Origin of the sequence: Pseudomonas batumici (genome assembly GCF_036585405.1) — a bacterium.
GTDB lineage: Bacteria > Pseudomonadota > Gammaproteobacteria > Pseudomonadales > Pseudomonadaceae > Aquipseudomonas > Aquipseudomonas batumici.
In genome coordinates this window covers 854,852-866,610 of sequence record NZ_CP144470.1, presented here as the reverse complement: position 1 = coordinate 866,610, position 11,759 = coordinate 854,852, and the positions used below count along the sequence as shown (strand labels likewise).

8 protein-coding genes and 1 pseudogene are annotated in these 11,759 nt (G+C 62.6%); 4 read left to right on the top strand and 5 right to left on the bottom strand.

Going from position 1 to position 11,759, the window contains the following annotated elements; translation table 11 throughout:
* Nucleotides 1-3 precede the first annotated feature (3 nt).
* From cobN to NUH87_RS03480, 3 genes and pseudogenes are all read left to right on the top strand, one after another.
* Entirely contained in the window at nt 4-3,777 is a 3,774-nt protein-coding gene (cobN, locus tag NUH87_RS03490) for a cobaltochelatase subunit CobN (protein ID WP_338524738.1), read from the top strand.
* A 12-nt stretch (nt 3,778-3,789) separates the two neighbouring features.
* The gene (locus NUH87_RS03485) at nt 3,790-4,821 is read left to right on the top strand and encodes an ATP-binding protein (protein WP_338524737.1); all 1,032 of its coding nucleotides are present in this window, start codon (nt 3,790-3,792) and stop codon (nt 4,819-4,821) included.
* A gap of 53 nt (nt 4,822-4,874) precedes the next feature.
* Nucleotides 4,875-5,485, top strand: a pseudogene (locus NUH87_RS03480) (vWA domain-containing protein).
* Between the two features lie 160 nt (nt 5,486-5,645).
* On the opposite strand, the gene NUH87_RS03475 reads toward NUH87_RS03480, so the two are convergent.
* On the bottom strand, nt 5,646-5,909 hold the full coding sequence (locus NUH87_RS03475) for a hypothetical protein (RefSeq protein WP_100943402.1): 264 nt from the start codon (nt 5,907-5,909) through the stop codon (nt 5,646-5,648).
* A gap of 359 nt (nt 5,910-6,268) precedes the next feature.
* On the opposite strand from NUH87_RS03475, the gene NUH87_RS03470 reads away from it, so the two are divergent.
* Nucleotides 6,269-7,594 carry a sigma-54 dependent transcriptional regulator gene (locus NUH87_RS03470; RefSeq protein WP_338524736.1) on the top strand — a complete coding sequence of 442 codons (1,326 nt, stop codon included), beginning with the start codon at nt 6,269-6,271 and terminating at the stop codon, nt 7,592-7,594.
* 65 nt (nt 7,595-7,659) lie between these two features.
* On the opposite strand, the gene NUH87_RS03465 is transcribed toward NUH87_RS03470, so the two are convergent.
* From NUH87_RS03465 to NUH87_RS03450, 4 genes are all read right to left on the bottom strand, one after another.
* Nucleotides 7,660-8,934 (bottom strand): hypothetical protein, encoded by a 1,275-nt coding sequence (locus tag NUH87_RS03465; protein WP_338524735.1) that lies wholly within the window; start codon nt 8,932-8,934, stop codon nt 7,660-7,662.
* 46 nt (nt 8,935-8,980) lie between these two features.
* Entirely contained in the window at nt 8,981-9,721 is a 741-nt protein-coding gene (locus NUH87_RS03460) for a hypothetical protein (RefSeq protein WP_338524734.1), read from the bottom strand.
* A gap of 33 nt (nt 9,722-9,754) precedes the next feature.
* A complete protein-coding gene (locus tag NUH87_RS03455) occupies nt 9,755-10,435 on the bottom strand; it encodes a C39 family peptidase (protein WP_338524733.1) in 681 nt (226 codons plus the stop codon).
* Nucleotides 10,436-10,505: 70 nt separating this feature from the next.
* Nucleotides 10,506-11,732: a heme utilization protein gene (locus NUH87_RS03450; protein WP_338524732.1), complete on the bottom strand. Its 1,227-nt coding sequence runs from the start codon at nt 11,730-11,732 to the stop codon at nt 10,506-10,508.
* Nucleotides 11,733-11,759 lie beyond the last annotated feature (27 nt).

Below are 11,759 nucleotides of genomic sequence, written 5' to 3'. Positions count from 1 at the left end.
CCCATGCACCTGCTCAGGACCCAGCCCGGCGGTTTTGTGTCGGATGACAATATTGCCGACCTGGGACAAACCCCCGCCGAGCTGGTGATCCTCTGCAGCGGCGACTCCAGTCTCGCACTGCTGGCCGAAGCGGCCGGGCAACTGCCCGAGGATTACCCGAGCCTGCGCCTGGCGAACCCGATGCAGGTGCAGAATCACGCCTCGGTCGATCTTTATGTCGACCAGGTGCTGCAACACGCCCGGGTCATCCTGCTGTCCCTGCACGGCGGGATCGGTTACTGGCGCTACGGGATCGAACGGCTGGTGCAACTGGCCGAACGGGGGGTGACCCTGATCCTGGTGCCGGGGGACGATCGTCCGGACCCGGAGCTGAGCGACCTGGGCAACGTGCCCGCGCAGGACGCCGAGCGACTTTGGCACTTTCTGCGCCAGGGCGGTCTGGGCAATGCCCTGGACCTGTATCGCTGCCTCGCCAGCCGTTGGTTGGGCCGCGACTATGCCTGGGAAGAGCCGAAGCCGTTGCCGCGTACGGCGATCTATCATCCGCGCCACGGCGCCGCCGGCCTGGCTGACTGGCGCGCCGACTGGCAGCCGGGTCAACCGGTCGCGGCCTTGCTGTTCTATCGCTCGCACTTGCAGGCGGCCAATACCGCCTTCGTCGATGTGTTCTGCCAGCGCTTGCTGGCGGCGGGGCTCAATCCCTTGCCGATGGCCGTGGCCAGCCTCAAGGAGCCCGCTTGCCTGAGCGTGGTCGAGGACCTGCTGGACGAGGTGGCGGCCGCGGTGATCCTCAACACCACCGGATTTGCCCAGTCCAGTCCCGAGGCTCCACACCTGCGGCCGTTCCGCCGCGACATCCCGGTGATCCAGGCCATCTGCGCCCAGGACAACGAGCCCGGCTGGCAGGCCAGCGAACAGGGCCTCGGGCCCCGCGACCTGGCGATGCACATCGCCTTGCCGGAACTGGACGGGCGCATCATCAGCCGGCCCATCAGCTTCAAGGACCTGGCCTGGCGCAGCGAGCGCAGCCAGAGCGATGTGGTCTGTTACCGCGCCCAGCCCGAGCGCATGGACTTCGTCGCCGAACTGGCCCGCCGCTGGGTCGATCTGGCGAGGGTGCCCAACGAGGAAAAGCGCGTCGCGCTGATCCTGGCCAACTACCCGACCCGCGACGGGCGGATCGGCAATGGCGTGGGCCTGGATACGCCGGCGGCGGCGCTGAATATCCTGCGCGCGCTCAAGGACCAGGGTTACCCGTTGAGCGACACCTTGCCCGAGAGCGGCACGGCGCTGATCCAGGCCTTGCTGGGCGGCGTCAGCAACGATCTCGACAGCCTCGACCTGCGGCCTTGTCACCAGAGCCTGGCCCTGGTCGACTACCAGGCGATGTTCGAACGCCTGCCCGAGGCCAATCGCCAGGCGGTGCTGGCGCGTTGGGGCCGGCCGGAACAGGACCCGATGTGCCGTGGCGGACGGATGATGGTGGCCGGCCTGCGCCTTGGCCTGACCTTCGTCGGCATCCAGCCGGCCCGGGGTTATCAGGTCGATGCCAGCGCGGTCTACCATGACCCGGACCTGGTGCCGCCCCATGGCTACCTGGCGTTCTACTTCTGGCTGCGGCACACCTATGGCAGCCATGCGCTGGTCCATGTCGGCAAGCACGGCAACCTGGAGTGGCTGCCGGGCAAGGGCGTCGGGCTGTCGCAGCAGTGCTGGCCGGATGCGTTGTTGGGGCCGCTGCCGAATATCTATCCCTTTATCGTCAACGACCCGGGCGAGGGCGCCCAGGCCAAGCGCCGGACCCAGGCGGTGATCATCGATCACCTGATGCCGCCGCTGACCCGGGCCGAGACCTACGGCCCGCTGCGCGACCTGGAGCGGCTGGCTGACGAATATTACGAAGCCCAGTTGCTCGATCCACGACGGGCCCGCGAGTTGCAGCGCGACATTCTCAAGCTGGTCCGCGAGACCCAGATCGACCGTGAGCTGCAACTGGACGCGGGGCTGGACAGCGATGCCGACGCGGCGATCTGGCTGCCCCGGCTGGACACCTACCTCTGCGACCTGAAGGAGTCGCAGATTCGCGACGGCCTGCATGTGTTCGGCGAATCGCCGACCGGGCGTCTGCGCATCGACACGCTGCTGGCCTTGCTGCGCATCCCCCGTGGCGACGGGCGTGGTGCCCAATCCAGCTTGTTGCGGGCCTTGTCCAGGGCATTTGAAATGGGCTTCGATCCGTTGGACTGTGCCTTGGCCGAACCCTGGACCGGGCCGCGTCCCGAGTGGCTGTGCGCCGTCAGCGAGGAAACCTGGCGCACCGCCGGCGACAGCCGCGAGCGCCTTGAGCTGTACGCGGGACGGTTGATCGAGCGGGCGCTGCAAGGTGAGGTCGATTGGCCGGACACGGCGTTGTGGGCCGATGTGCGCCTGATCGTCGACGGGCTGCTGACGGTGGTTGCCCCGCGCCTGGATGCCTGTGGCCCGGCGGAGATGAGCGGCCTGCTCGATGCCCTGGCGGGCCGCTTCGTGCCCGCGGGCCCCAGCGGTGCGCCGAGTCGCGGACGCCTGGATGTGTTGCCCACCGGGCGCAACTTCTTTTCCGTGGATGTGCGCAACCTGCCGACCACCACCGCCTGGCGCATCGGTTTCCAGTCGGCCAACCTGATTCTCGAACGGCATTTGCAGGACCATGGCGATCATCTGCGCCAGCTCGGCCTGTCGGTCTGGGGGACGGCGACCATGCGCACTGGCGGCGACGATATCGCCCAGGCCATGGCGCTGATGGGCGTGAGGCCGGTTTGGGCCACCGGCAGCCAGCGGGTCGACGATTTCGAGATCCTGCCCCTGAGCCTGCTGGACCGTCCCCGGGTGGACGTGACCTTGCGCGTCTCCGGGTTTTTCCGCGACGCCTTCGCCAACCTGATCCGACTGTTCGACGCGGCCGTACAGGCGGTGGCGGCGCTGGATGAACCGGCGGACCTGAACCCGCTGGCCGCCAGGGTCCGGGATGAGCGCGCGCAGTTGCAGGCCGAAGGCCTGGATGAGGAACAGGCGGCCCGCCAGGCCGGCTGGCGGATCTTCGGGGCCAAGCCGGGGGCCTACGGCGCCGGGGTGCAGAATGCGATCGATGGGCGCTTGTGGCAGAGCCGCGAGGACCTGGCCGAGGTCTACCTGAACTGGGGCGGTTATGCCTATGGCGGCGTGGATGAAGGCACGGCGGCGCGCGGGCAGTTTGCGCGGCGGCTGGGCCAGGTCCAGGCGGTGCTGCAAAACCAGGACAACCGTGAGCACGACCTGCTCGACTCCAATGATTACTACCAGTTCCAGGGCGGCATGCTGGCGGCGGTGGAGACCCTGCGCGGTGAACCGGCCGCCAGCTATCATGGCGACCACAGCCAGCCGGACCTGCCGAAGATCCGCACGCTCAAGGACGAGTTGAACCGGGTCATCCGTTCGCGGGCGGCGAACCCGAAATGGATCGACGGGGTCAAGCGCCATGGTTACAAGGGCGCGTTCGAACTGGCGGCGACCGTGGACAACCTGTTCGCGTTCGATGCCACCACCGGCCTGATCGACGATCACCAGTACGCCTTGCTGGCCGATGCCTACCTGCTGGATCCGGACACCCGCGACTTCGTCCGCCAGCACAATCCGCCGGCCTTGCGGGACATGACCGAGCGCCTGCTGGAAGCCCAGCAGCGCGGGTTGTGGCGCGAGCCCGGCGAGTACCGCGAGGCGCTGGAGAACCTGCTGCTGGATATAGAAGAAGATTCCTGAGGTGTGCAAGTCATGAGCGATATCCCGCATTTCCCGCTGTCGGCCGTGGTCGCCGCCGACGACCTGAAGCTGGCGCTGTGCCTGACGGCAATCGACCCGAAGATCGGCGGCGTGCTGATCGAGGGGCCACGGGGCATGGCCAAGTCGACCCTGGCCCGTGGACTGGCCGATTTGCTGGCCAGCGGGTTGTTCGTCACCTTGCCCCTGGGGGCGACGGAAGAGCGGCTGGTGGGCACCCTCGATCTGGACGCGGCGTTGGGCGAAGGCCGGGCGCAGTTTTCCCCCGGCGTGCTGGCGAAGGCCGATGGCGGGGTGCTTTACGTCGATGAGGTCAACCTGTTGCCCGATCATCTGGTGGACCTGCTGCTGGACGTCGCCGCCAGTGGCGTCAACCGGGTCGAGCGCGACGGCATTTCCCACCGGCATTCGGCGCGGTTCGTGCTGATCGGCACCATGAACCCGGAAGAGGGCGAGTTGCGCCCGCAGTTGCTGGACCGTTTCGGCCTGAACGTGGCGCTCAGCGGCCAGCCGCAGCCGAGTGAGCGTGGGCAGATCATCCGTCGGCGCCTGGACTTCGACAGCGACCCGCAAGGCTTTTGCGCACAATGGGCGCCTGCGCAGGAGGCCTTGCGCGAGCGCTGCCGCCTGGCCCGCGCGCGCCTGCCGGAGATCGCCCTGGACGACCAGGCCCTTGCGGCGATTACCGAGCGCTGCTTTGCCGCGGGTGTCGACGGCATGCGCGCGGATCTGGTGTGGCTGCGTGCCGCCCGGGCTCATGCGGCGTGGCGCGGTGCCGGGCGGATTGCTCCGGAGGATATCGAGGCGGTGGCCGAGTTTGCCTTGCGGCATCGGCGTCGCGAGTCGATGCCGCCGACATCGGCATCGGCTCCGACATCTCGCTTGAATCCGGGCGCGGCGCCCCAGGCGGCCAGTGAGCCGGCCCAGAATCAGGGGCAAGGCCAGGGGCAATGGGGCGAACTGCCGGCCCAGGCCTTGCCAGTGGGGGCTCGCCGGGAAATTCCGAGCTGGCCAAAAAAGCCCTAGGCATCCGCCCTCGACTGACGCCGGGGGCGGATGCCAGGCCTCGGTCCGGTCGCTTGCAGGGCGGGCGCCAAGGCGTCAGCCGGGCCGGCGGGAGCGGCGCGATCAGTTGGCTGGAGACCTTGCTGGGTGGGCGCCCGCGTTCGCGCCAGGACCTGCGCTTTCGTCCGCGCAGCCGCTCGCCCCATGAATTGTGGCTGGTGATCGTCGATGCGTCGGCGTCGACCCGTCGGCATCAGGCGCTGAGTGAGGCCAAGGGCTTGCTGGCACAGGTGTTTGACGACGCTTACCGGCAGCGGGCGCGCCTGGCGCTGATGACGGCCAGCGGCGATCGGCCCAGGTGGCAGCTTCAGGGTTTGAAGGCTTCGAGTGACTTGCGCGGTTGGCTGGACGGCCTGGGGGCCGGGGCGGTACGCCCTTGCAGGCAGCATTGGTGCAAGCAGCGGATTGGCTGGGCAAGCGCCAGAGGCGTTATGCGGCTGAATACCAGCGGGTGTTGTTGCTGACGGACGGGCGCTTGAAAGCCTGGTCGGGGTTGCCGGTGTTCAATTGCGAGGCCTTGCTGGTGGACCTGGAAAAAGGGCCGATTCGCCTGGGGCGTGCCGTGCAATTGGCGCTGGAACTGGGCGCGCAGTACCGGCATATCGAGGAGCTGTCCACGCTCTGACAGGCGCCGCGATCCTGCGGGAGAACGCTATCAACTGTAGGAGCCAGCTTGCTGCGGGCGGCGTTCCGACGATGAGGCGCTGAGCCTTGCGTCGGCCATCCGATCGCCATCGCCAGCAAGCTGGCTCCTACAGGTTTTGCGGTGTTCTCTGGAGACGCTATCAGGCCGACAATGTCCACGGCTGCAGGTCATAGCCTTTCTGGCTCAGCTCCGCGCGGGCCTGTTGCAGCAGGCTCACCAGTTGCTCGGAGTCGGAGTAGGCGCTGCAAGGAATCTGCTGGCGGCCGATGCTGTTGTTGGTGCGGTCGATCACGGTCAGGCTCAGTTCGCCTTTGTCCTGTGCAACCCAGGCAACACACTGGAATGGCTTAAGGGCCTGGCCGGCCATCAGCAGTGCTTCGTTCATGCGGAGCGGGGCGTTCATGGGGTCTTCTCTCAAGTATGCCCAAACAGTTCGCTGGACCGTCGGCTTGGGCTCACCGTCTCGGTCGGTTACTTGTACTGATGTCCCATCACGGGCATCAGGTCACACAAGTCGTGAAGTTTTTTTAACTTTCTTTCATGGACTCGATTCAAGCCCCGGGATGACCAGGCCTGCCCTGAAGGGCTTGCCGGCATGACTCAAGGGCCTTGGCACCCGATGTTGCAAATTCAGACTTACCCGGTGGCGTGCCTATAACTAAACGGTACAAGTCCGCGTCAAATTCTTGCTAGTGTTACAGACAGCGTTACCAACGGATTGTTTCCAATAGGTATTTAAAATTTTGACGCCAGGGATCAGTCATGCAAGAAGCGGTTCCGCTCAGACGCCTGCTGGTGGTGGATCCTTGCGATGACTGTCACCGCTTGCTACCCGGTTTGCGCACGGTGGGTTGGGATGTCGACAGCTGCAACCTGGAGGCCGCCGGCGACCGTGCCTGCGATGTCGGTCTGTTGCGACTGCAACCTTTTCATCTCGAACGTCCCGAAGCCGTGAAGGACATGATCAGCCGCAGCGGTACCGAGTGGATCGCGGTCCTCAGCCAGGAAGTGCTGCGTTTGCAGAATGTCGGCGACTTCGTCTGCGAGTGGTTCTTCGATTTCCATACTCTGCCGTTCGATGTGTCCCGGGTCCAGGTGACATTGGGTCGCGCCTTCGGCATGGCGCGCTTGCGCGGCCAGGGTTCGATCCATGTCGATCGGCCGGAGCACGAGTTGCTCGGCGACAGCCGTCCGATCCGCGAGCTGCGCAAACTCCTGGGCAAGTTGGCGCCCACCGAGTCGCCGGTATTGATCCGTGGCGAAAGCGGGACCGGCAAGGAGCTGGTGGCGCGTACCCTGCATCGTCAGTCCCAGCGGCACGCCAAGCCGTTCGTGGCGATCAATTGCGGGGCGATTCCGGAACACCTGATCCAGTCCGAGTTGTTCGGCCATGAGAAGGGCGCCTTTACCGGCGCGCACCAGCGCAAGATCGGGCGTATCGAAGCGGCCAACGGCGGAACCCTGTTCCTCGATGAAATCGGCGACTTGCCGCTGGAATTGCAGGCCAGTCTATTGCGTTTCCTCCAGGAAAAGCACATCGAACGGGTCGGCGGCAGCCACCCGATCGCGGTGGATGTACGGGTATTGGCGGCGACCCATGTCGATCTGGAGGCGGCCATCGGTTCCGGGCGTTTCCGCGAGGACCTCTATTACCGGCTCAACGTCCTGCAGGTGATGACGGCGCCGCTGCGCGAGCGGCATGGCGACGTGGCGATGCTGGCCAACCATTTTTCCCATTTCTACAGCCAGGAAACCGGGCGCAGGCCGCGCAGCTTCAGTGAAGAGGCGCTGATCGCCCTGGGTAATCATGCCTGGCCGGGCAATGTCCGCGAGTTGGCCAATCGGGTCAGGCGCGGGCTGGTCCTGGCCGAAGGACGGCAGATCGAGGCCCGGGACCTGGGGTTGCACAATCCAGCTTGTGACGGCGCGCCGATGGGTACGCTGGAAGACTATGTGCACCGTGCCGAACACCAGGCGCTGTGCGACGTACTGAATCGACACAGCGACAATATGAGCGTGGCCGCGCGGGTGCTGGGGGTTTCCCGCCCGACTTTCTACCGATTGCTGCATAAGCACCAGATCCGCTAGGGCGCGGAGAAACGAAAAGGCCCGCTGCGATTTACGTCGCACCGGGCCTTTTCCTTGTGCGGTGTTTAGAAGTAGTACGGGAATTTCAGGCTGAAAGAGAAGGCCGGTGCGTCCTGGGTCAAGCCGATGGCGAGGTTGGGGACTATCGTCAGTTTGTCGGTTGCCGCTATGGTCAGGCCGATGTTGAAGTTGGCAGCGTTGTAGTCGCTGTCCGGGATTGATTGCCAGTCCTGGCCGCTTGGTTTGACTTTGCTTTTGCGGGCGAATTGGTCGGAAAACGAAAACGCCATGCTCATCTTCTCGTTCAAGGCAAACGCAATGCCGGCGCCGATCTGCCAGGAATCGCCCAGTTTCACGTCTCCCGGGACCGTGGAATTTACAGTGGGGCTGATATCGCTGAAGGAATCCTGCATGTTGTAGGTATAAGACAGGCTGCCGAAGAGCACGGCAGGGTCGAAGGTCTTGACCAGTGAGATACCCGGGGTAATCGACCAGACACCGTTGCCGGTAGGGAGTGACTGAGGTACCGACAAATTGTCGTTGCCCGGGTCCTTGATCAGCTTGATTCCGTACGGATTTTTGCCGGTCGGCGCCTTGACTCGCAGAGTGACGACTGCGTCGGGCAGGTTTTCCGATTCATCCAGGAACTTGTAGGCAACACCAAAGTTGACATCGCCTATGGTCGGATCGCGCTTGACGGTGGCGTCGGATGAGACCGGGGCTGCGCCTCCTGCACCACCAGAGGAGTACGTCGAATCTCGATAGACGACCGGGACGTTGATGTCGAATTGCCAACGTTGCGCCACGTTGTAGCGTCCTGTCAGGTCCAGGGTCCAGCTGTCGGCCTTGATGCGGTCAATGTTGATGTTGCCAAGGAAAATCGAGTCAAGGGCCAGAAAGCCATTGAGCACCAATGCACGGGTGTCATAGTGGGTATACGTCATGCCCGTTTCGAAACTGAACTTGCCACCACCGAAGAAGCCGCTGGCTTCGTCATACAGGTTGGACACGCTTTGCGCCGGTGCCGAATCGTCCTTGAGCGACTGCCCATACGAACTGGTCCCTGGGGCACCCGTGGCCACGGTCTTGGCGCCTGCGGTCTTCTCGGCAGGGGAGCGGGTCAGGCGCTTGGGAGCAGGTGTTGCTGGTGTTTCTTCGACTTGTTTAACGCGCTGCTCAAGTACCATCAGCGCGTTTTGTTGGGCTTCGTAACGCTGTTTCAGCTCCATGAGTTCTTGTTTTAAGGCTTCTACCTGGGGATCCGTTGCTGCTTGCAGCAAAGTGGCCGGGACCAAGGTACTCAAACAAACGACAGCTCTGAACGTAAAAGATCTGTGCATGGGTTTGTCGTCCCTTCTGACTACATTCGATGAGACTCAGCGTAGATCAGTATCCCAGAGTGCGTAGGCCTTTTAGTTGGTCCAGATTGCAGTCCAGCGCCCCGACGGTCGGCAGGTTATTGCGCAGGACAACATTGAGGGACGTCAGGTTGTTCACCTGGTTTCTTCCGCCGAGCAAGGTCGCGTTCTGCATCAGGCCGCCCTGGGCAAGGCGTTGCACGGTACTGCCCTGATTGTTGTTGGCCTGGATGCTCAACTGCACGCCAGTGTTACTTGACGACATACTGAAGGTCCCGGCACCGTTGGACGCGGACAGGGTTGTACCGGCGGCCAATGGCTGGCCCTGGGTATCCATTTGTGGTGCCTGGTTGGCCTCTTTGACGTTGATGTCGACATTGTTGTAAGCGCTATTGTAATCACCGGCGGCGCGCACGACCTGGGTTACACCTTGGGAGGTGCTGAGGCCGCCACCGCCACTGACATTGCCGGACCCTTGGGAAACCAGCGAACCATCACCTTTCTTGTCGATCATCGACACATAGAACTGTGGCTTGATGGTCGATTCCTGAATCTGCATCGAGGAGGTTGCCCCGATCACTTCACCACTGGCATTTTGCCAAGTGCTGGTCATGACAACCCCGAAACTGATGATCCGGCCCGGCATGACAAACCGGCCGCGTAGGGTCGCCAACTCCTGATCCTTGAGTTCAATCGGTTTGAACGTGAGGGCTTGTGTTGGCAGGCTGGCGGCCAGGCAAACGACGGCCAGCCAGTATGGAGTCTTCATTGGATACTCCCGGAGCTTCGTGCTCCCTTGTCATTAGAAAAAGTCGCTCTGGATGAATCCGAAATCCATCAATTCTGTGTCCGGTACCGGGCTGAAGGTATTGATGCGGTTCTTGGCGGTCAGTGGCAAAGGTGGATCGCGCAAGACGTTGGTCTTGTCGTAGCCCTGGCCTATGACGGCGAAGATGATGCCGTTCCAGCCTTTGACAAAATCGTCGAACTTGAAGCGTCTGTGACCGAGTACCGGATCACCGATATACACCCAGTCTTTCTCCGCTTTTTGCATGACCACGAAGTGCTTGTAGCCACGGATGTCCATGAGCACGATGACCGGAATGGCGACGCTGGTCAGAGTTTCCGGCGTTACCCGATAACCACGGGCCCGCATGCCGATACTTTCCACGTAACGCTTCATGTCGAGCATGGAGAAGCCCTGGACGCGAACCAGATTCTGGTCGGAGTGAGCCAGCATGCCTTCGATGATTTGTGCCTCGGTTACGTCCAGCCAATAGGCCTGGCGCAATATGGTCGCCAGGGAAGCTGCACCGCAGCTGAAGTCGGTTTTTTGTTGGACCAGGTCGGCAAATTTGCGTTCACGCATGCTCTGGACCGGTTTGAAAACGACCGCTCCGCCGGGCAAGACGGAAAGCGGCATTTGTCCCGCTTCGCTCAGACCAGCCAGAAAAACCAGGAACGCCAGGGCGAAAATGCGCATGATCGGAAGCCCTCGTGCAAGAGAGGAAAAAAGCCCCCCGAAGGGGGCTCTCCAGACTCTGGAGCCAGGTTTACATGCAGGTTTTGCAACCGGATGCAATGGACAGCGAGTTGCTTTGCTGGTTGCCAGCACCGGCAGCCACGTTGACGCCCAGGTTGCCGCTGCCACCATTCACCGAACCGTTCAGGTTGGCAGTGTTGGTCACAGGGTTTGCCCAGCCAGTTGGGGTCAGCACTTGCCAGGACACGGTGTTGCTCAAGTCGAAAGAACTGGATTCGCTGAAACTTTGCGATTTGTCTTTCGATTCAGCGCCAACTGCTGCGCGCGCTTCGCTGCCCGATGCGTCGATCGATACGCTGCTCGATTTGCTGCTCGATTTGCTGTTCGATTTGTCGATCGATGCGTTGAGCGATGCGTCGACATCTGCGTCGAAATTCGCACTGCTGCTGCTGGTGTGCCAGCCATGAGTCTTGGACGAGCTAAGGTCCACGTCCACGTTCGCATCCAGATTAGCTTTCACAGCTGCGTGAGAAGCAGAGGCGCTGGCAGATTTCGAAGCAAATTTCGCATCGAAGTCCGAAGTCCAGGCCGAAGCAGAGTACTTGGCATAGTCCGAAGCAGAGTGCGATTTGGAAGCCTCGCTGAAAGACTCATGACCGCTGGCTGAGACGGTACGCGACAGCGTATCCACGCGGTATGTCCGATCGGCGTCGTTATCCACCCTCAGGCCTGGGCCTGTTTGATTGGCACTCGCGGTTGCAGTTGCGTGCTTGCCGCCAGATACAGCGATCGCCATGGTGTTTTTCTGTTGGTTAAGGTCGCCAGCAGCCATGTTGATGCCCATGTTGCCGCTGCCGCCGTTAGCCGAACCGCTCATGTTGGCGCTGTTGTTGGTGGAGTAGTTGTTGACCTCGTTGTTGTTTTGGGTTTGCGTGACCTTGGCGGTTGCCACCACAGACCCAAAGACAAACGAGCCATCGCCGCTGGCAATGGCGGCAGCATTGTCTTGTTGGTTGCCGTCGCCTGCTGCAACGTTGACGCCCACGTTACCGGAGGCGCCCGTGGCCGAGTTGGTCATGTTGGCAGTGTTTTTAGTCCCTTCATTGCTGATGTAGTTGTTGGTGTTGGTTTGAGTATCGGTGGCGTTGGCAGTGGCGCCAGCATTGGTGGTGTCTTTTGGATTCATGTGATGATGATGATGATGATGCTCGTCATCACGCTGACCAGCTTGTACAGCAATAGCCATTACCGCAGCGATTGCAAAAACCAGAGGCTTGAGTGCCATTGAGGGTTTCATGCTGATTCTCCGTACTTTATTTTTAGG